The sequence below is a fragment of the Myxococcus sp. CA023 genome (genome assembly GCF_010998615.1).
Taxonomy (GTDB): domain Bacteria; phylum Myxococcota; class Myxococcia; order Myxococcales; family Myxococcaceae; genus Myxococcus.
Map to the genome: position 1 here is coordinate 34,302 of NZ_JAAEAH010000020.1, position 19,991 is coordinate 54,292.

Below are 19,991 nucleotides of genomic sequence, written 5' to 3' on the forward strand. Positions count from 1 at the left end.
CCGCACCTCCGGTGATTCCCGCCAGCACGGATGGTCGCTCCGGACGGGGATGGTACAGTCGCCGCCACCGCATGGCTCTACTCCCCGCGTCTCGTCTGGATGTGCTTCGCGCTGCCCTCCTCGTGTTGGTGACGAGCTGCGCCACCCTGGTGTTGGAGCTGGCCGCCGCCAGGTTGCTGGCGCCCTTCATCGGGGCTTCGCTCCACACGTGGACGAGCATCATCGGCGTGGTGCTCGCGGGCATCAGTCTGGGCAGCTACGCCGGAGGCCGGCTGTCGGAGCGGGGCGCATCGTTCCGGTGGCTGGCGGGCCTCACCGCGCTGGGAGCGGTGCTCGCGCTCCTGCCGCTGGGGTGGGTGGCCGTGTTGGGGGATGGCGCCGCGCTGCGCCCCATCCCCGTGCTGCCGCGCACCTTCCTGCTCACCTTCCTGGGCTTCTTCCCCGTCAGCTTCGTGCTGGCCATGGTGACGCCGCTGGCGCTCCGGCTGCTGCTGCCGGACCTGAGGCGCGCCGGGCGCATCGTGGGCCTGCTGTACGCGCTGGGCACGTTGGGGAGCCTCGCGGGCAACTTCCTCACGGGCTTCGTGCTGGTGGCGTGGTTCCCCGTGCCCACCATCGTCCTCACCGTGTCGGGCGCGCTGATGTTGTGCGCGCTGCTGGCGCTGCCCAAGGCCTCCGTGTCCGCGCCGCCCGTCGAACCGGCGGCCCCCGCGACAGCAGGCGCCGTGGCGGCAGCGGATGCCGCGCCGTCCTCAACGGGCGTGGACCTGCGCACCCGGCCCGTGCTGGCGTGTTTCCTGGTGGCAAGCGCGAGCTTCTGCACGCTGGCCATCGAACTGGCGGCCAGCCGCATCCTGGCGCCCACCGTGGGCGTTTCCCTGCTGAGCTGGACAGGCATCATCGGCGTGGTGCTGACGGGCATGGCGCTGGGCAACTTCGTGGGCGGCCACCTGGCGGACCGGTGGCCTCGGCAGGAGGTGCTCGCCGGCTCCATGCTGCTGGCGGCGGCCAGCTGCCTGCTGATTCCTCCCATCCACCAGTGGCTGGTGCTGAAGGGCCACTTCGACGGCCTGGGCCTGCAGGCTCGCATCGTCGGGTACACGGCCGCGGTGTTCCTGCTGCCGGTGACGGCTCTGGGCACGCTGTCACCCCAGGTGCTCCGGCTGGCGCTGGCGGACGTGGAGCGGGCGGGGCGCACCGTGGGCCGGCTGTACGCGTGGAGCACCGCGGGCGCGCTGCTGGGTTCGTTCCTCACCGGCTGGTGGCTCATCGCGAAGGTGGGCGTCTATCCGCTGGTGATGGGGGCCAGCCTGGGCCTGGTGGCGCTAGCGGCCTTCGTGGGGCAGGTGTGGCGGCGGCCCCTCTTCGTCGGCGCCACCGCGGGCACGCTCGCGCTGGCGGGGACGTTCGGCGCGCTGGGCCTGTTCGCGTCTCCGTGCACGGAGGAGACGGACTACTTCTGCATCAAGGTCAACCAGGTGGAGCATGACGGCCGGCGGCTGCTGGCCATGCAACTGGACCACCTGACGCACACCATGGTGGACCTGGAGGACCCGTCGTACCTGGGCTACCCGCACGGGTACATTCACTCGGAGGTGGTGCGCCACGTGGCCGCGCGCACCGCGGAGCCCCGGGTGCTGGTGATTGGCGGCGGCGGCTACGTGGTGCCGCGCTGGGTGGAGACCTACGTCCCGCAGGTGCGGATGGAGGTGGTGGAGATAGACCCGGCCGTGACGCGCATCGCGCTGGAGCGCTTCGGCGTGAATCCGGACACGCGCATCGCCTCCTTCAGTCTGGATGGGCGGCAGTACCTCCAGGAGATGGCGGAGCGCGGCGCGTACGACTTGATTGTCCAGGACGCGGTGAACGACCTGTCGGTGCCCTACCACCTGATGACGCGCGAGTACGACATGCTGGTGCGCTCGCTGCTCAAGCCGGACGGCCTCTACCTGCTGACCGTCATCGACGAGATTCCTCGGGGCTCCTTCCTGCGCTCGGCCCTCCGGACGATGCAGGATGTCTTCCCCCACGTGGAGCTGCTCCACGACGCCCGCAGTGGCTCCAAGGGGCAGGGGGTCTACATCGTCGCGGGTTCGGCACGGCCCATGGAACTGGAGCGCCTTCCGGAGCTGCTGCGCGGCCTGGGCATCGAGCAGCCGCGCACGGGCCGGGTGCCTCGCGCGGAGATTGACGCCTATCTGGCCGCGGGCCCCGCGTTGCTGCTTACGGATGACTTCGCTCCGGTGGACAATCTGCTCGCGGAGCTCTTCCTCCTCCGCGAACAGGTGGCGCCGTAGCTCAGCGCTTCACGGCTTCGATGATGCACGTGCCGGCCTGGGTGGGGCGGATGCCCACCAGCTCCCAGGAGGTCCGGGTCAGCAGTGCCTGGAATTCGTTGGCCGTGCGCTCCCGTCCGTCCGCCAGCACCATCATGTTGAGGTCCATCAGGGGCACGGGAGAGGACGTCTGGTTGTCGGGCATCACCTGCTCCAGCACGAAGAGCCGGGCTCCCGCGGGCGCCGCGGCATGGATGTTCCGCAGGATGGCGGTGGCGGACTCCTCGTCCCAGTCGTGAAGGATGTGCTTGAGCAGGTAGGCCTCGGCGGAGGGGAGGCCTGGCTCGAAGAAGCTGCCGCCCACCAGCTCCACCCGTCCATGGAGGCCCTGGGCCTCCAGCGGGGCCTTCGCGCCTTCGAGCACGTGCGGCAGGTCGAAAAGAATGCCCCGGCAGGAGGGGTTGGCGCACAGCACCCGCGCCAGCAGCGCTCCCTGGCTGCCGCCGATGTCCGCCACATGGGCGAAGGAGGAGAAGTCGACCTGTTGCGTCAGCTCGTGGGCCACCAGGGCTGACAGGTTGCCCATGGACCGGGCGAAGTGCGTCGCCTCTTCGGGGTGCCTGGCGAAGTGCTCCCAGATGTCCGTCCCCAGGGTCTCGCGGACGGTGGACTTCCCGGTGCGAACGGCCTCGATGAGCTGGCCCCAGGGCAGCCAGTGGGCGCGGTCACTCTGCGAGATGGCCACGTCCCGCAGCGAGCCGGGGATGTCCGAGCGGAGCCCTTCGCCCATGGGCGTCAGGGCAAAGGTCCGCTCACCGACCTCCTGGAAGATGCCCGCGGAGATGCCGCCTCGCAGCAGCCGGTACAGGCCGTCCGCGCTGATGCCGAGCTCGTTCGCCAGCGCGTCACTGCTCCGCGGGCCCTTGGAGAGCAGGTCCGCGATTCCCAGACGGGCCGCCGTGCCAATGACCTGGGTGAGCCAATAGCCGCCGATTCGCTCATAGAGCAGCTGCGTGGGAAACGGAGTCCCGCCGGGGGTCTTGTCCATGCTTGGAGTCTAACAGCGCTCAAACCCTGTCATCACCAGGGATTGAGGCAATAAGCTGTGAGTCGAGACTCCCCGGCGGCGCCACGACAGGGCGCGGCGCCGGGAGCCCACCGCGCCGGGCTACTTGCCCTTGCTGTAGTCGCGGCTGGCGATGACGCCCTGGACCTCGGCCAGCGCGCGGGCGCCGGACGCGGACTCGAGCGCCTTCTCGGCGATGGCCTGGACCTGGCGCTTGGCCTCGGCCAGCTCCGTCTGAAGCATCTGGAGCGCCTGGGCCTGCTTGGTGGCGGTCTCCTTGAGCGAGGAAATCTCCATGGCGGCGACGCGCTGCGCCGTCTCCGCGTCCTTGGTGGCGAGCGTGAGCTTCAGCTCCCACTCGGACTTCACCCGGTTGCCGGTGATGGCCGCGGCGGTGTCCGTCTCCTTCTTGAGCACCAGCGGGAAGTCCGCCACCTGCTTGCGCAGGTCCTCCAGCTCCTTCTCACGCTGCTTCAGGGCGTCCTCGCGGGTGGCCCAGTCCTTCTCCAGCTTCTCCTTGCGGTCGCGCTCGGTGGCGGCCTGCTGGCGCAGCGACTCGGCGAAGGCATCCTGCTCCTTCTTGCGCTGGAGCTGGGTGTCATAGGCGTACTCCTCCTCGGCGCGCTTGCGGGCGACCTCGGAGGCCTGCCGCTCGGCGGACTGGTCCGCGGCGGCCTTCGTCCGGGTGTCCTCGATGTCCTTCTGGAGCCGCTCCATCTCCGCTTCCAGCTCGGCCTTCTTCTTGTCGTACTCGGCCACGAGCACGTCGATGGCGCTGGCGGCCACGTCCTTGCCGTGCAGCCCGTTCAGCTCCTCCGTCTTGAGCTGGATGGCTTCGTCGAGCTGCTTCAATTCCTCCACCAGCGAGATGACCTGCTCGTTGATGCCGGCCAGCGTCTTGTTGATGGTGAGGCCCGCCTCCGTGACTTTCTTCACGGCGGATTCGGCGGTGAGGCCGGACACGTCCGCGAGGACGTTTTTCGCGTGGGCATCCTGCGCGTCCTGCTCCTTGGTGGAGACGATGGGCTTGTTGCGTGCCTTGCGAGCGAGCTCCTCGAAGGCGGCCTTGGTGGCCTCGGTGGAGCGGTTGCGGGCGACGACGTTGCGCTTGGACGTCTTGCGAGTAGCCATGTGACTCTCCAGGTAGGGCACGGCCAGGGCAGGCCGTGAGGCCCGCGAGGGACGTGAGGGTTTCGTGGAATCGCTGGTCCCCTTTTCGGGCGACCATGGGAGAAAGGTACCTGGAGGGTCTGACACGGTTGGCCGGGTTTCAGGCGGCCCGGCGGGGTGCTTGGAGCCCCCAGAAGCGCCGCCGGGCGGCCCGGGTTGCGATGCTTGGGGCCACAGCGCCCTTGTCCTCGGGGCCGGGGCCCGGCTAACTCGCAGTCCCCGAAACGGCTCAAGGGAGAGCGTCAATGCAGGTCGTCAGTGTGAAGAAGGCCCTCGCGGGAGGGGTGGAGGAGGGGACGAAGGTGGAGGTCCGCGGCTGGGTGCGCACGCGCCGCGACTCCAAGGCGGGCATCAGCTTCGTCAACGTCAGCGACGGGTCGACGTTCGACCCCATCCAGGTCGTCGCTCCGAATTCGCTGCCCAACTACGAGAAGGAAATCCTGCACCTCACCGCGGGCTGCTCGGTCATCAGCCGGGGCACGCTGGTGAAGTCCCAGGGCAAGGGGCAGGCCTACGAAGTCCAGGCGGACGAAGTCCAGGTGCTGGGCTTCGTGGACGATCCGGACACGTACCCCATCCAGCCCAAGCAGCACACGCTGGAGTTCCTGCGCGACGTGGCCCACCTGCGCGTGCGCACCAACACGTTCAGCGCCGTCACGCGCGTGCGCCACCGCGCGGCCCAGGCCGTCCACCGCTTCTTCGACGAGGAGGGCTTCTTCTGGGTCAACACGCCCATCATCACCGCGAGCGACGCGGAGGGCGCCGGGCAGATGTTCCGCGTCTCCACGCTGGACGCGGTGAATCCGCCGCGCACGCCGGACGGGAAGATTGACTGGCACAAGGACTTCTTCGGCAAGGAGGCGTACCTGACCGTCTCTGGCCAGCTCAACGTGGAAGCCTACGCCCTGGCCATGTCCAAGGTGTACACGTTCGGCCCCACGTTCCGGGCGGAGAACTCCAACACCACGCGGCACCTGGCCGAGTTCTGGATGATCGAGCCGGAGATTGCCTTCGCGGACCTCAACGAGGACGCGAACCTGGCCGAGCGCTTCCTCAAGTATGTCTTCAAGGCGGTGCTCAATGACTGTGCGCCGGACCTGAAGTTCTTCGAGGAGCGGGTGCAGAAGGGCGTCACCGAGCGCATGGAGAAGTTCATCAACTCCAGCTTCGAGCGCATCGACTACACCGAAGCCGTCGAAATCCTGAAGAAGGCCAAGAAGAAGTTCGAGTACGCACCCGAGTGGGGCAAGGACCTCCAGACGGAGCACGAGCGCTACCTCACCGAGGAGCACGTGGGCCGGCCGGTGGTGGTGATGAACTACCCGGAGGCCATCAAGTCCTTCTACATGCGCATCAATGAAGACGGGAAGACGGTCGCCGCCATGGACGTGCTCGCCCCGGGCATTGGCGAAATCATCGGCGGCAGCCAGCGCGAGGAGCGCCTGGACGTGCTGGACCAGCGCATCCAGAAGTTCGGCCTGAAGCCGGAGAGCTACCAGTGGTACCGCGACCTGCGGCGCTACGGCACCGTGCCACACGCGGGCTTCGGGCTCGGCTTCGAGCGGCTCATCGTCTACATGTGCGGTCTGCAGAACATCCGGGACGCGATTCCCTACCCGCGCGTGCCGGGCTCCGCGGCGTTCTAAACCGCCGTCCGAGTGTCCCCTCCACCGAGGGAGGGGACACCCGCCCGTTCAGGGCAGCTGGCTCTCCAACGCGCCCCAGCGGGTCCGAATCCACTGGCGCACGTACTCGACTTCCTCCTCGTAGGAGTTGAAGTCCTGGCGCGTGTGCCAGTGGGGGAAGTTGCCATGGCCGCCCCACGGGGCATGTCACGGTGGCGGAGACGGGCTCGCCTTCGAGCACCCAGCGTGGCTCGCCCGCGGTGAGCGCGCAGAGGTTGGTCTGTGGCGATGGGCCGCCATCGGGCTCGCCCCCGTCCGGAGTGCACGGGCCGGTTCCCGCGTCGGGTGTCGTCCCTCCGTCCGTGCGGTTGGAGGGCAGGCCTGCGTCGGGAGGCGTCCCGTTGTCAGGGGGCTCGCTGGCGGGGTCGGGAATGCCACGGCTTCCGGAGTCGCCACCACACGCCACCATCAGCCCCGCGACTCCCGCCAGAAACAGCCTTGGAAAGCGTTTCCCGCCACCTGGTCCCTCCCCCTCGAACAACGCCACGTCACGGCTCGCAGGATTAACCATTCCTTGACGTGCCTGGCACCCCCCGCGGTGCCGGCCGTTGTCGGCTCGTGGACGCCGCCGGAGGGAGGGCGCCCAGTGAGGCAATGACGGGGCATGCGGTGTCGGGTGGGCAACCTCCCTGCGCCAGCAGCTTCTGGATGGCGCGTTTCATCCGCTGGAGGTCCTTCACGCGCGCGTCGATGGCCTGGAGCTTCGCCGCCGCGAAGGTCTCCACCTCGGAGGGGGAGGGGATGCGCCCGTCCGACATCGCGAGGAAGGCGGCGACCTCCCGCAGCGTGAAGCCCAGCTCCTGCGAGCGCCGGATGAAGCGCACGCGCGTCACGTCCTCGGGGGTGTACTTGCGGTAGCCGCTCTGCGTCCGGCGGGGCGGGGGCAGCAGCTTGCGCCGCTCGTAGAACCGGAGCGTGGGAATGCCCACGCCCGCGGCCCGGGCCAGCTCGCTGATGCGGAGGGGGGCGGCGTCAGGCCGTCTGGGCGCGGGGCGTGTGGGCATGGTGGTTCCTCCACCACTGGAGGATGGCACCCCCCTGGACGAAGAACCACGTCAGTTCCAGCGCGAGCATGACCGCGAGGATGCCCGTCTGGCCCGATGCGAACGCCACGCCCATCCACAGCGAAAAACCGGCGCGGCCCACGGTGTCCGCTGCGCCCAGGGTGGGCTCTGGCTTCCACAGGCGCAGCACGGACCACACGGTGACGATGGTGCCCATCAGGCTCACGAAGAAGAGGTGCATGGGGCCGAACTCCGGCGGCGTGGCTCCGGGCAGACCGAGCGCGACATGGAGGTGGTGCAGCTTTTCCAGGAGCCAGCCCGCCGTCCACGGCGTGGCGAAGGGGGCGGTGACGACGAGGTCGTAGAGGGCGCTGGCCTGGATGATGCGAGTGGGTTTGTTCCGGTTCATGCGCGGAACGTTACGGTCTGCACCAAGGTGCAGGGTCAAGCGCCCTTGTCTCCCAGGGCGCTATCCGGCCTTGAGGCGCACGGAATCAGAGGCGTGCTTCGCGAGTGCCTCGGCGATCTGGTTCGACTTCCACAGCGGGTCCAGGCAGGGGCAGAAGTAGCCGGGGCCCGCCTTCTCGCGCACGGCCCAGGTGAAGAACTCGCGGGCGGTGTCGTGGAGCTCCTCGGGAAGGAAGAGGGCGGCGACGTCGTACTCGGTGAAGCGGAGCAGGCCCGGCACGCGCCACTCGCGCTCCCAGTCGAAGCGGTAGCTGTAGGGCGCGTTGTGGTGGTCACCCTGGATGTCCACGAAGGGCGTCATGGACCAGATGGGCTCTTGCTGGGGCGAAGGGGCTGCGAGCGCGCGCTCCACCTGATGCTTCAGGGCGAGGTGCGCGGGGGAGGCGTACTGGACGTACCAGACAGGGCCGCCGCCCTGGGAGAGGATGTAGCTCTTGCTGAAGCCAATGCCATACAGGCTGCGGCGCTGGACGAGCCGGGCGAGCTGGTCCAGGGGAATCTCGCTGAAGCACACGGAGCGGTGGCGCTCGGCGACGGCGGGCTCCCGGCGGGCGATGCCGAAGCCCTCGGCGCCGGGGATGAGCGTCCGGGCGCCGAGGATGCTCATCATGTTCTGGTAGGCGTCACGATAGGGTGGTCCCGGCTTCGTGAAGTGAACCACGAAGTCAGACATGTCTCGCCACTGTGGATTCGTCTGGTAGCCGAGCATCATCCCTACTCCGCAGGCAATGTCCCGGACAGCGCGGAGGGATGCAACTCGAACGACGCGTGGCACGTCATGCCTGCCTGTCTTGTATTCGAGGGGACAGGGGCTGCCGGCGCAACGCGTTGCTCCCGATTGCCAGGCAGGGAAGCCTCCTGGGAGGCAGGAGCAATCAGCCGGACGGAACAATGGGCTTCTATCGGTCCTGTGCTCTGGGGGCACTCAGGTCCATGAGGGCCCTGCGCGGTTGCTCTCGGTGCCGCGCGTCGCCGTCGTCGTCCCGTCCGGCGGCCGCGCGTCACGGGTGGGCGCCGTGGGGGCGTCCGCCGTCACCTTGCCCGCGTGCGGCGCGCGCTCAGACGCGACCTGCGGGCTCAGCCGCCACTCGCGCTCCGTGATGAGCCGCGCGCCGCGCGTGCTGAACAGGTAGCTCCACACCCACGTGACGAACACGCCGAAGCGGTTCTTGAAGCCCACCAGGTACCAGACGTGGATGAAGAGCCACGCCACCCACGCGACGAAGCCCGTCAGCTTGGCGCGGCCCGTCTCAGCGATGGCCCGGTGCTTACCGATGGTGGCCATCGCGCCCTTGTCCTTGTAGCGGAAGGGCGTGCGGGGGCGGCCGCGCAGGTCCGCGAGGATGTTGCGCGCCACGGCCCGTCCCATCTGCATGGCCGCAGGCGCGACACCGGGCACGAGATTTCCGCCCAGTTCCACGTGGGCCACGTCACCCGCGGCGAAGACCTCCGGGTGACCGGGCAGCGTGAGGTCCGCCGCCACCTGCACGCGCCCCGCGCGGTCCAGCGGCACGCCGAGCCCGCGTGTGAGGCACTCGGCCTGCACACCTGCAGCCCACACCACCGTGCGCGAGGCCAGGCGCTCGGAGCCGAGCGTCACACCCTCGGCGTCCACCGCCGTCACGCGTGCCTCCGTGCGCACTTCCACGCCCAGGGCCGCAAGGTCGCGGTGTGCACGCACACCCAGCTTCTCACTGAAGGAGGGCAGAATGCGTGGGCCCGCCTCCACGAGGAAGACGCGCGCGCGGGACGGTGTGATGCGGCGGAAATCGCGCACCAGCACCGTGCGGCTGATGTCCGCGATGGCGCCCGCCAGTTCCACGCCCGTGGGGCCTGCGCCCACGACGACGAAGCTCAGGAGCGCGCGCTGGCGCTCGGCGTCGCGCTCGTTCTCCGCCTGCTCGAAGGCGCTGAGGATGCGGCGGCGCAACTCCGTCGCCTGCTCCAGCGTCTTGAGGCCCGGGGCGAAGTCCTCCCACTCCGATTTGCCGAAGTAGCTGTGCTGCGCGCCGCACGCGATGACGAGGTAGTCGTAGCGCAGCCGCACGTCGCCCTCGCCGCCCACCCAGCGTTCCTTGAGGTTCACCCACGTGACGCGGCCCAAGTGCACCGACACGTTGGGCTTCCGTGCGAACTGCGAGCGGATGGGCACTGCGATGTCCGCGGGGCTCAGTCCGCTAGTAGCCACCTGGTAGAGCAGCGGCTGGAAGAGGTGGTGGTTGCGCTGGTCGAGGACCGTCACGTACAGCGCCGAGTGGCGCGCGAGCGCCTTGGCGGCCGTGAGTCCGGCGAAGCCCGCCCCCAGCACGACGACGTGCTTCTGGCCGGGGGCGAGCGGAGGCGTGATGGGATCCATGGGATATCTCCTTCACCTGGCCGGCGCACGCGGACGAGTACCCGTGGTGCGCCACCATGGCGTTGATGAGGCTCAGCCGATAGGCGCGGTGCGCGTCGTCGCCAAGGCTCGACACGTACTGCGCGCGCTCGTACAGCGACCGCCCGGCGCGCACGCGCTGGGCACGAAGCCAAGATTGCCGCTCGCCTGAGAGGCCCCGTGAGAGGCACCCTGGGGGCGCACTCTCGCGGAAGGCCAAGACCTGGCTCGGCGAGCCACCGCCGAGGCGCGGCTGCCCGAGCTCACTGCGCGCTCGGACAGACAGCCCCTAGTGCGCGTCCCCGCCGCTGGTGAACTTCAGGCCGACGATAGAGGCGACCATGAGTCCTAGGAAGAAGAAGCGCCCCAGTGTGGCCGGCTCACGGAAGAGCACGATGCCAACAAGCGCGGCGCCCAAGGCCCCAATTCCAACCCAAACCGCGTACGCAGTCCCGGCCGGCAGCGTGCGCATCGCGATGGACAGCAGCGCCAGGCTGCTAATCAACGTGACGGCAACAAAGAGACTGGGCCAAGGCCGGGTGAAGCCCTGCGTATACTTGAGGCCCACAGCCCAGCACGTCTCCAGCAACCCAGCAACGAGAACAAGAAGCCACGACATGACGCACCCCTGACAAGGGCGTCGTCTTACGTAACCGGGTACGGCGCATCTCGTCCGGGCAGGGCTGCACTCTGAACTGAGTGCAGCTGGTGCGGCCGGCGTACTAGCCCAGCGAGGCCGTTTTGTCCACCGCAGTAGCTTATGCGTCGACAGGCTGGATGCTGGGCAGGCAGGTAGCTTGGCGGCGTTGCGCGCGAAAGCGCGTAGCAGTCGCGGGTCGAATTGCGCATTGCCGATGGACCCGATGCTCAGTTCCAACGCCCCGCACATACCGTTGGCCGAGTCCACCAGGCGCACCGCGTGCGCCTCCTGGGGCGTGTTCGCGTTTAGGATTCTGCGGCCATGGCCCGCCTGCGGGCGGCGTCAAAGGCGCGGCTCGCGACGCGCCCGGCGAACCCATGGCCTTACCTTGCCACAATGCTGGACACACGATGGAATGGATGAGGTCGAACATGTCTGGAAAGTCGGTGCTGGCAGCGTCGCTTGTCGCATTGGCCTGCGCTCCGGCGACCGCGCAGACGGGGCAGTGGTCGCAGCCGACAAAGACCGAGCAATGGTCGCAAACGCCGCAACAGCAGTCGCAGGCCCAGCCGCGCCCGCAGGAGCAATCGCCCGCCCCGACGCCGCCCGCGCCGCGCAAGGGCGGGCCTGGCCAGTCCCAGCCGGGCCTCGGGTCCAGCCCCACCACCACCCAGCAGGTCGATCCCCGGGCGATGGACAATCCGGAGGTCGTCCAGCCGCAGGGCAAGGTCCCGGCCGGCATGGTGGGGCGCTGGAATTTGTGGGTGCCGGGCGGCATCTGGTACAGCGCCGACGGCAGCCGCATCTATCGCAACTATACGCAAGGCGCCGCCATGAACAGCCTGACCATCCGCGCCAACGGCACCTACAGCTGGGGCGGGACGACGGGCCGGCTGACGGAGCTCCGCCCCTGGTTTGCGCAACCCGGCGACCGCTATTTCGCCGTCCAGCTCGATGCCAACCTCAAATATATGGCGCGCCACGATGCGGGGCAGGACAAGATCGACCTGTTCTTCTGGGGTGTGGGCGGCCACGCGGCGACCGGCACGCGCTGAGGCGTGCGGCGGCGCCTCCGCGGCCTCCGCGCCCGACCCGCGCGCCATCCGAGGCCGCTGCGGGGCCACGTCATCGCCCCCCGCTTCGCGGTAGCCGGGGCGCTCCGGGCCACGGACCAGCGGCGTGGAGTCTCCCTCCATCGTCCAGAGGGCGGGGGCCTCCGAGCCGTGCCTCCACGCGCGGCGCTACGGGGACGACGCAATCCTGTTCTCGCGCCCGCGCTCCTCGTAGTCAGGCCAGCCGAAGTGGCCTTCGTACTCCTCGACACCCAGCTCCGCGGTGGCCGAGGCGCGCAGGGCCTCGAACTGGCCGCTGTCCCGCATCTCGAGCAGCGTCGCGACGAGCATCTTCCCTAAGTGCTCCTCGAGTTGCGCGTGCGCCTCGGGCGTGCCCCAGGTCCCATCCTCGCGGGCCGCGAGCTTCGCACCATCGAGGCCTACCAGGGACGGCCTGTGCTCCTTCACGTCGGCCCAGCGCGGGACGAGGAGCTCCGCGAAGCCGAAATGGGTCATCGCGTCGCCACGTCCCGGCTCGGCCGCCGGGTCGAGGTCGAAGCTCACGTTCAGCGTCCCGTTGTCGGTGGAGTACTGGAGCTCCAGTCGCTGGAGCGGCCGTGCGTCCTGGACCCGGGCGAAGTCCTTCACCGCCTTGGCGAGGAACTTCGCGACGCGCTGGCGCTCCTTGCTCAAGTCCAACGGGGCGACCTTCTTCTTCGGGGGAATCTCGACGTAGTACGAGGCGCGGAAGGCACCCTCGGTGCCCTCCCACGGAGCCAGGGCGATGAAAGCTTCGGTCTCGTGGCCCTTCGCGTTCTTCAACACCAGGTCACACCAGTATGTCGGTTGCGGGTGCAGGCGCTGCGTGCGGAAGATGGACCACCGTGGCTGCACGAAGGGCTTCAGCGTCGCGCTCGTGACTCGAAAGCCGTTCTTGCCGAGTCCGCGGATGAAGCTGTCGTTCTGGCGGGGAGGGCCGGCCTCGGGAAAGTCGGGATGCTCGTGCGCCCGCAGGCCGGACCAGTCACAGGCATCGAACAGCTCGCGCCAGCGGTCCACGAAGGCGACCGCGCCCGGGGGCGGGGGAGGAGAGGACGTCATGCGGCCGCTATACCTCAACGGCCGCGCGGCTTGGGCTTCGCCAATCTGGGCGTGCCCCGCCTCCTGGGGTGCGGCGGTGCCGCTCCCGAGGACATGCCTGAGCCGGAGGCGCAGGAGTCGGCGCTGTCGACGTGTGGCTACGTCCAGGGGCCGGAGTCCTACGTCTCGTCGGAGGAGGCCTGTGAGATGGCGCTCCACTTCGCGCCGCAGTTCTGTTCGGAGCGCGGCGGCGTGCTGTCCATCAGCAACCGCTGCCTCATCACGGACGGGCCGCCATATCTGGGCTCCTACCGCGTCTGCTGCAACCAGTAGTCATCAGGGCCGCGAGGCCGTGACCCAGACGCCGGGCCTGGGGCGCAGGGTGATGGCGGGCGTGGGATGGATGACCTGGCCCGGCGTCAGGTTCAGCCGGACGCGTTGGAGCAGGGTGGCCAGCACCAACACCAACTCCATCAGCGCGAACTGGTTGCCGATGCACTGACGTGGCCCACCGCCGAAAGGGAACCAGGCGAAGCGTGGACGCGCCTGCTCCCGTTCGGGAAGGAAGCGATCCGGGTCGAAGCCTTCTGGATTGTCCCAGAATCTCGGGTGGCGATGCGTCACCCAGGGGGCGATCAACATATGGGCGCCTTTGGGAATCCGGAATCCGCCCACGAGGTCCTCCTCGGTGGCGGTTCGAGAGAGGGTCCATGCCGGTGGATAGAGCCGCATGGATTCGTCCACCACGCGGCGGGTGAGTTCCAGCCGGGGCAGGTCCTCGTGCGTGGGGTTGCGACCTCCCAGCTCACGTGCGAGCTCCGACTCCATGTCCCTGCGCACGCTCGGGTGCTGGGACAACAGCATGATGGTCCATGCCAGCGCGCTCGCCGTCGTTTCATGGCCGGCGATCAGCAGGGTCAGGACCTCGTCGCGGAGCTGCGTGTCGCTCATCCGCTCGCCCGTGTCATCGTCGTGTGCCTCCATCATCATCTGCAGCAGGTCGTGGTGCTCACCGCTCTCGCGTCGTCGCTTCGTGATGATGCCGTGCACCACGCGGTTGAGGCTGCCGACGTCCCGCTCGAATTGCCGATGGGCGAGAAGCGGAAGGCGCAAGGGAAGCGGCACGGGTTGTGTGAGCCGCTTGTAGACAAACACTTGCATCCGGCTCAGCACCGTCGCGATGTCATGCGCGGCGCTGCTGACATCGGCGCCGAACAGCGTCGTGCTGGCGATGCGAAGCGTCAGGCGGGTGAAGTCCTCGGCCACGTTGAACGCGGCGCCCGTGTCGGCGCGGGCCTCCAGCGAGGCGGCGAGGTCCGCAGTCGCGTCCACCATGGTCCTCGCGAAGCCCGCGACCCGTTGGCGATGGAAAGCGGGTTGCGCGAGCCGGCGCTGCCGCAGCCAATGGTCACCCTCGCTGGTGAGCAGGCCGTGGCCCAGCAGTTCTCGAAGCACCATGAACCCGCGTGACTGTTTGCTGTAGTTGCGCGCATGATCTTGAAGGACGTGGCGCACGCCATCCGGGTGAGCCACCAGGACGAGGCAGGCGGGCCCCATGGGGAGGCGCACCACGTCGCCGTATTCCCGCACCTGGGTTTGCAGGAAGTGGAGCGGGTCCTTTCTCAGGGCATGTAGATGTCCGATCAGCGGGGCTCCTGGTGACGTGGGCGGAAGGGGCGCGGCGGTCGACGCACCCGCTGGATGGATGGACATGGCCGCGAGCTCCCTTCCTGGCAACGAAGCCACATGCTGGGCATGGGGTGTTCATCCCCGGCGGCGAGCGCATCCGGGCCCGGCTCCGGCCCGTTGGAGGGCGCACGCTGGCGGACTACCATTGGCCTTTTCTTGACGAGGGAACACTCTTGGAAACCCTGTTCCGAAATGGTCGCCTGGCGCTCGCCGCCGTGCTCGTCCTGGCCCTGTCGCCCATGGCCCTGGCCGCCGCGGGCAGTCCGCAACTCCAGGCCTTCTTCCAGCAGGACCTGACCAGCGCTGACTACCAGCAGAAGGTCTACTCGCGCGTCGCGGGGAAGTGGCGGCAACCCGGTGCCAAGGGCACGCCCGGTTTGGGGAAGAAGACGGTGGTCCGGGCCGTGATTGGCCGGGACGGCAAGCTCCTCTCCGCAGACGTGTCCACGGAGTCCGGCTCGAAGACGTGGGATGCCGCCGCGCTGTCGGCCGTGAAGAAGGCGGCGCCCTTCCCGCCGCTGCCGGCGAACTTCCCCGGCGCCACGCTGGACGCCCACTTCCACGTGGCCTGGGTGGCGTCGCCGTAGCTATGGTGCGCCCATGGCGACTCCTCATATCTCCGCTGCCCCCGGTGACTTCGCTGACGTGGTCCTCATGCCCGGCGACCCGCTCCGAGCTCGTTACATCTCCGACCGCTTCCTGGAAGGTGCCCGCGAGGTCACCTCCGTGCGCAACATGCTCGGCTTTACCGGGACCTTCCGGGGCCGGCGCGTGTCGGTGATGGGGCACGGCATGGGCGTTCCCTCCATCTCCATCTACGCCACCGAGCTCATCAAGACGTATGGGGTGCGCGTGCTCATCCGCGTGGGCAGCTGCGGCGCGCTGAGCACCGACGTGAAGGTCCGGGAGGTCATCGTCGCGACGGGGGCCGGCACGGACTCCAACGTGAATCGGATGCGGCTGATGGGGCATGACTTCGCCGCGGTGGCGGACTTCACGCTCGCGCGCCGGGCCGTGGAGGCGGCGGAGCGGCGCAACAAGCCTGTGCGCGCCGGCCCCGTCTTCACCTCCGACCTCTTCTACCACCCGCAGGAGCAGCTCAACGCCACCCTGGCGCGGATGGGTGTCCTGGCCGTCGAGATGGAGGTCGCCGGCCTCTACGGCGTGGCCGCGGAGTCGGGCGCCCGCGCGCTGGGGTTGCTCACGGTGTCGGACCACATCATCACCGGGGAGAAGCTCACGCCGCAGGAGCGGCAGACGACGTTCGACGAGATGATTGAGCTCGCCCTGGACGTCGCACACGCCGAACCCACGCCGTAGCGCCTTGTTGGTGGGCAGGCGGGCAGGGGGCCTGTCCGCTCTGAAGGTACGAGAGGGCCGCTCTCGGAGCGCTTTCCAGCGCCGGGGGCGGCCAGATTTCCCGGACGGTGCTTTGTGCCCAGCGGGATTCCGGGCCATCCTCCGGCCCGGTGCGTTACCCAATCTGGCTCCTCCTCGTTTGCGCCGGCTGTGCCGCGCGTATCTCCCCCCATGCTGGCACTGCGCCGGCCGCCGCCGTGCGTGCCCAGGACTCCGTCCCCGTGGCCGCCGCCGAGCCGCTACCAGAGGCTCCTCCGCTGGCGTCCGCTTCCGCCACCGAGTCGGTGGCCCCGGTGGCGGAGGCTGCTTCCGCGCCCACGTCCACCGCGGATGACTGCGCGTTGAGCGCGGAGGACCTGGAGTCCGAGGAGGAGGAGCTGGCCGAGGGCGAGGGCGACGACGGCGAGAAGGAGACGCCGGACGCCGTGGCCGCGGGCGCCGCTTCGACAGGGCCGCTCTACACGGCTGACATCTCCGATGAGGAGCTGGCGCGGCGGTGGAAGGACGAGATTGCCTCGCTGGGCTCCATGGCAGTGGGCTTCGCGCACAGCGGCCGGCTGGTGAACGCCAAGCAGTTCCCCCAGGGGGACGACTGGATCGTGGTCACTCCCGCGGGCGCCTGGGCCACCGAGGAGACCGTCAACTACCTGGCCGACGCCATCCGCGACGTGCGCGCCCGCTTCCCGAATGCGCCTCCGCTGCGGGTCAATGGGATGAGCCACAAGGAGGGCGGCCACATGCGCCCTCACAAGAGCCACCAGAACGGCCGTGACGTGGACGTGGGCTTCTACTACCCGACAGTGGACCCCATCCGGACCCGCGCGCGCGAGCACGTCATCGACGTGGCCATGAACTGGGAGTTCATCCGCTCGGTGCTCGTGAAGACGGACGTGCAGATGATTCTCGTCGACCGTCGCGTGCGGAAGGTCATCTACGACCACGCCGTGCGCGCGGGCGAGAACAAGGCGTGGTTGGACTCGATTTTCAATGACGGCCCCACGGGCGTCGTCCGGCACGCCCGCGGCCACCGCGACCACTTCCACATCCGCTTCCACAATCCGCGTGCGCAGGAGCTGGGTCGTCGGGTGCAGCCGTTCCTGGCGCTCCAGCCGGAGCACAATGTGACGACGCACCGCATCCGGAACGGTGACACGCTGGGCGGCATCGCGCTCAAGTACGGGTCGTCGGTGGCGATGATCAAGAAGGCCAACCGGATGCGGAACAACTTCCTGCGCGCGGGGAACCGGCTGTCCGTGCCCCTGCGCGGGCCCTGTACGCACTGTCCGGTGCCGCCGCCGCTCGTGCTGCCCACCCGGCGCCTGCCGCCGAATGTGGTGGCGCCGGCGATGGTTGCCGCCGCTCCCGTGGCGAAGGCGGAGAATGGTTGTGTTCGGACTGAGGGGGCTGTGGCGCAGGAGGCGGCCACCGTCGTTCCCGCGGTGGGCGCGGCCTCCGTCGAGGCGGCTTCGACCGTGTTGTCCTCCGCTCCCGCTGGGGAGTCGGCTCCGGTGGTAACGTCGGCTGTGGGGAACTCCGTGGATGCGGCTGCGGTGAAGCCTGCGGCCGGTGGGGCTCTGGACGTGGCTGCGGTGAAGCCCGCTGGAGGGACGTCCGTCAATGTGGCTTCGCCGGTGAAGCCCGCGAACGCCGTCAACGTGGCGTCGATGGTGATTCCCGCGGCGGCGGAAGGTGCCTCGGCGACGACGCCTTCCGCCACGGATACCGCGGTGGCGCAGCCCGCTTCAGCCAAGGCGGCTCCGGCGGAGCAGGCCGCTGCGTCCAGCCCGGCCCCGGCGGTGAAGCCCACCGTCGTACCGACGCGCGAGAAGGGCGAGGGCGCCGCGGGCATCACTCACGGCCGCTGACCTGTCCTCCACCGGCCATGCAGGCTTGGGCCCCGTGTCTCCCATGTGGTGACACGGGGCTCGTTCGTTCCGGAGTGTGGTAGGCACGGGCCGTCCATGGCGTTTTCACCGCACAAGGGCCGCTCGCTGGCCCACAAGGCCCGTCAGCGCTCCCCCGGCCACCACTACAACGCGAGTTTCATGTCCGCCGCCGACCGCGCGGAGGCCCTGAGCTGGCTCGCGACGCTCCACCCGCTGTGGGAAGAGCGCTACTCCAAGCACTTCCCCCCGCCACCGGGGCAGTCCCAGCGGCGGCTGCTGCGGCCGGTGTACTGGCTCGGCAACTGGCAGTTCGCGTGCCTCGACTACTACCACCCGCCCAAGGGCATCCTGAACCGGTGCGTCCAGGCCGAGCCCTTTCCGGCGGTGCTCCAGCGCCAGGTGACGAAAATCGAGGAGCTGGCGCGGCGGATGTACCGCGGGCCGGACATGCCTCCCCGCTGGCACCTCAACACCTGCCTGGTGAACTTCTACGGTAGCCGGTTGGAGGAAGGGCGCTGGGTGGACACCGCCCGAGTGGGCGAGCACAAGGACTTCGAGCCGGGCCCCGTGGCCTCGCTGTCCTTCGGTGAGCGTGCCCTCATCCAGTTCGTCACTTCCTCCCGCCCAGGCGAACGTGACGCGGTGGTGCTGGAGCAGTGGCTGGATGACGGCTCGCTCCAGCTCTTCGGCGGCGCGCGCTGGAAGGACCAGACGTTCCACCGCGTGCAGCGGGTGGACACGCGCACGGGCAAGACGCTAGCCCCGGAGCTGCCGGACTTCCGCACCCGCCGCATCAACCTGACGTTCCGCTACGTGCCGGACGAACACGTCATTCCGTTCGCCGCGCTCTCTCCCGAGGCGCGCGAGGACGTGCGGCCCTACATGGCGCAGCTCGCCCAGGGCAGCGCCTTCTTCCGCGATGCCCTCGCGCGCGAGGCGCCGGGCACGCCGGCCTGACGCAAGGCCGCCCCGCGCCTACGCGCGGCGCTTTCCGTGCGAGCGGGCGTGCCGTCCCGGTGCCTGGTCCGGCGTGCGCTTCGACTGCCCGTGGTCCTTCTGCGGAGGGCCCGGGTCCTTCTGCGCGGCGAGGAAGGCCTCCCACGCCTCCTTGAAGACGGGGTCCTCGCGTGGCACCTGGACGCGGGGAATCTCCGAACGCATCAGCTGCTCGATGCGCGTGATGACCTGTCCCTCGCGCGTGGTGGCGAAGGTCGAGGCGACACCGCTGGCGGCGGCCCGGGCCGTGCGGCCGATGCGGTGCACGTAGTCCTCGGGCGCATGGGGCAGGTCGTAGTTGATGACGTGGCCCACGTCCTCCACGTCCAGCCCGCGCGCCGCGATGTCGGTGGCCACGAGGCAGCGGTAGGTGCCGTTCCGGAACCCCTCCATGGCCTGCTTGCGCTGGTTTTGCGTGCGGTCCGCGTGCAGCACCGCGGTCCGGTGCCCCGCGCGCTGGAGCGCCCGCTGGACCTTGTCCACGCGCTCCTTCGCCCGGGTGAACACCAGCGCCGTCGCCGAGTCCTGGGCCAGCAGGGTGAGCAGCAGCGGCGTCTTCTCCTCGGGACGGAGGAAGTACAGCCGTTGCTCGGCGCGCTCGGCGGGCGTGCCGCTGCGGGTGACCTCCAGGCGCACGGGCTTGTACAGCCGGCTCTTGGCGAAGCGGGTGACGTCGGGCCCGAGCGTCGCGGAGAACAGCAGCGTCTGCCGGCGGCGAGGCAGGTGGGCGACGATGCGTTCGAGTTGCGGCAGGAAGCCCATGTCGAGCATCCGGTCCGCTTCATCCAGCACGAGCGCTTCCAGGTGCGGGAAGCGGATGGCGGTGTTCTCCATCAGGTCCACCAGCCGCCCGGGCGTGGCGATGACGAAGGAGGGCAGCGTCTTCAGGGCGTTGACCTGCGCGCCCATGTCCTCACCGCCAATGACGGTGGCATGCGTGAGGCGGCGGGGCTCCGCGAAGAAGCGCACCGGCTCCGCGATTTGCTGGACCAACTCTCGCGTGGGGGCCAGCACCAGCGCGAGCGTGCCCTTCTTGCCCGCGAGCCGTTCCACCAGGGGGAGGACATACGCGGCCGTCTTGCCCGTGCCGGTGGCCGCGCAACCGATGACATCCCTGCCGTCGAGTGCTGGAGGGATGGCCTGCTGCTGGATGGGGGTGGGTTGCGTGAAACGCGCGCGGCGCAGGGCGCCCAGCGTCTCCCGCGAGAGGCCCAGTTGTTCGAAGGAGTCGCTCACGGCTCCGGGG

Annotated in this window: 18 protein-coding genes and 1 riboswitch; of the genes, 8 read left to right on the forward strand and 10 right to left on the reverse strand. The window is 69.3% G+C overall.

What is annotated here, in order from left to right:
• The first annotated feature begins 71 nt into the window (after positions 1–71).
• Positions 72–2,297: a fused MFS/spermidine synthase gene (locus F8M74_RS11135; RefSeq protein ID WP_171410161.1), complete on the forward strand. Its 2,226-nt coding sequence runs from the start codon at positions 72–74 to the stop codon at positions 2,295–2,297.
• Between the two features lies 1 nt (position 2,298).
• Here F8M74_RS11135 and F8M74_RS11140 read toward each other — a convergent pair whose 3' ends face one another.
• Positions 2,299–3,324: a methyltransferase gene (locus F8M74_RS11140; protein WP_141256225.1), complete on the reverse strand. Its 1,026-nt coding sequence runs from the start codon at positions 3,322–3,324 to the stop codon at positions 2,299–2,301.
• 120 nt (positions 3,325–3,444) lie between these two features.
• Positions 3,445–4,473, reverse strand: a complete 1,029-nt coding sequence (locus tag F8M74_RS11145) for a kinetoplast-associated protein (protein WP_141256224.1) — start codon at positions 4,471–4,473, stop codon at positions 3,445–3,447.
• A 284-nt stretch (positions 4,474–4,757) separates the two neighbouring features.
• Here F8M74_RS11145 and asnS point away from each other — a divergent pair, with 284 nt between their 5' ends.
• Positions 4,758–6,158 (forward strand): asparagine--tRNA ligase, encoded by a 1,401-nt coding sequence (gene asnS / locus F8M74_RS11150; RefSeq protein ID WP_141256223.1) that lies wholly within the window; start codon positions 4,758–4,760, stop codon positions 6,156–6,158.
• A gap of 542 nt (positions 6,159–6,700) precedes the next feature.
• Here asnS and F8M74_RS11160 read toward each other — a convergent pair.
• The 5 genes from F8M74_RS11160 to sugE all read right to left on the reverse strand — a co-directional run bounded on the left by F8M74_RS11160 (position 6,701) and on the right by sugE (position 10,662).
• Positions 6,701–7,201: a MerR family transcriptional regulator gene (locus tag F8M74_RS11160; RefSeq protein ID WP_228559727.1), complete on the reverse strand. Its 501-nt coding sequence runs from the start codon at positions 7,199–7,201 to the stop codon at positions 6,701–6,703.
• The gene (locus F8M74_RS11165) at positions 7,170–7,610 is read right to left on the reverse strand and encodes a hypothetical protein (protein ID WP_141256222.1); all 441 of its coding nucleotides are present in this window, start codon (positions 7,608–7,610) and stop codon (positions 7,170–7,172) included. Before F8M74_RS11165 ends, F8M74_RS11160 begins: the two co-directional genes overlap by 32 nt.
• Before the next feature lie 60 nt (positions 7,611–7,670).
• Positions 7,671–8,381 carry an abortive infection system antitoxin AbiGi family protein gene (locus F8M74_RS11170; protein WP_141256221.1) on the reverse strand — a complete coding sequence of 237 codons (711 nt, stop codon included), beginning with the start codon at positions 8,379–8,381 and terminating at the stop codon, positions 7,671–7,673.
• A gap of 213 nt (positions 8,382–8,594) precedes the next feature.
• A complete protein-coding gene (locus tag F8M74_RS11175) occupies positions 8,595–10,025 on the reverse strand; it encodes an NAD(P)/FAD-dependent oxidoreductase (RefSeq protein WP_141256220.1) in 1,431 nt (476 codons plus the stop codon).
• 307 nt (positions 10,026–10,332) lie between these two features.
• Positions 10,333–10,662, reverse strand: a complete 330-nt coding sequence (gene sugE, locus F8M74_RS11180; protein ID WP_141256219.1) for a quaternary ammonium compound efflux SMR transporter SugE — start codon at positions 10,660–10,662, stop codon at positions 10,333–10,335.
• Positions 10,663–10,677: 15 nt separating this feature from the next.
• A riboswitch (guanidine-III (ykkC-III) riboswitch) is annotated at positions 10,678–10,741 on the reverse strand.
• 373 nt (positions 10,742–11,114) lie between these two features.
• Between sugE and F8M74_RS11185 the strand changes: the two genes are divergently transcribed.
• On the forward strand, positions 11,115–11,738 hold the full coding sequence (locus tag F8M74_RS11185) for a hypothetical protein (protein WP_228559729.1): 624 nt from the start codon (positions 11,115–11,117) through the stop codon (positions 11,736–11,738).
• A gap of 186 nt (positions 11,739–11,924) precedes the next feature.
• On the opposite strand, the gene F8M74_RS11190 is transcribed toward F8M74_RS11185, so the two are convergent.
• Positions 11,925–12,836: a hypothetical protein gene (locus tag F8M74_RS11190; RefSeq protein WP_141256217.1), complete on the reverse strand. Its 912-nt coding sequence runs from the start codon at positions 12,834–12,836 to the stop codon at positions 11,925–11,927.
• A gap of 93 nt (positions 12,837–12,929) precedes the next feature.
• Here F8M74_RS11190 and F8M74_RS11195 point away from each other — a divergent pair, with 93 nt between their 5' ends.
• Positions 12,930–13,148: a hypothetical protein gene (locus F8M74_RS11195; RefSeq protein ID WP_141341598.1), complete on the forward strand. Its 219-nt coding sequence runs from the start codon at positions 12,930–12,932 to the stop codon at positions 13,146–13,148.
• 3 nt (positions 13,149–13,151) lie between these two features.
• On the opposite strand, the gene F8M74_RS11200 is transcribed toward F8M74_RS11195, so the two are convergent.
• Complete coding sequence (locus F8M74_RS11200; RefSeq protein ID WP_141256215.1) at positions 13,152–14,528, reverse strand: cytochrome P450; 1,377 nt, start codon at positions 14,526–14,528, stop codon at positions 13,152–13,154.
• Between the two features lie 149 nt (positions 14,529–14,677).
• Between F8M74_RS11200 and F8M74_RS11205 the strand changes: the two genes are divergently transcribed.
• The 4 genes from F8M74_RS11205 to F8M74_RS11220 all read left to right on the forward strand — a co-directional run bounded on the left by F8M74_RS11205 (position 14,678) and on the right by F8M74_RS11220 (position 18,706).
• Complete coding sequence (locus tag F8M74_RS11205; protein ID WP_228559731.1) at positions 14,678–15,091, forward strand: energy transducer TonB; 414 nt, start codon at positions 14,678–14,680, stop codon at positions 15,089–15,091.
• Positions 15,092–15,104: 13 nt separating this feature from the next.
• Positions 15,105–15,824, forward strand: a complete 720-nt coding sequence (deoD, locus tag F8M74_RS11210; RefSeq protein ID WP_090489703.1) for a purine-nucleoside phosphorylase — start codon at positions 15,105–15,107, stop codon at positions 15,822–15,824.
• 260 nt (positions 15,825–16,084) lie between these two features.
• Positions 16,085–17,728, forward strand: coding sequence for a penicillin-insensitive murein endopeptidase (locus F8M74_RS11215; RefSeq protein WP_228559733.1), 1,644 nt, complete (start codon positions 16,085–16,087; stop codon positions 17,726–17,728).
• A gap of 96 nt (positions 17,729–17,824) precedes the next feature.
• On the forward strand, positions 17,825–18,706 hold the full coding sequence (locus F8M74_RS11220) for an alpha-ketoglutarate-dependent dioxygenase AlkB (RefSeq protein WP_141256212.1): 882 nt from the start codon (positions 17,825–17,827) through the stop codon (positions 18,704–18,706).
• 18 nt (positions 18,707–18,724) lie between these two features.
• On the opposite strand, the gene F8M74_RS11225 is transcribed toward F8M74_RS11220, so the two are convergent.
• A complete protein-coding gene (locus F8M74_RS11225; RefSeq protein WP_141256211.1) occupies positions 18,725–19,981 on the reverse strand; it encodes a DEAD/DEAH box helicase in 1,257 nt (418 codons plus the stop codon).
• Between the last annotated feature and the right edge of the window lie 10 nt (positions 19,982–19,991).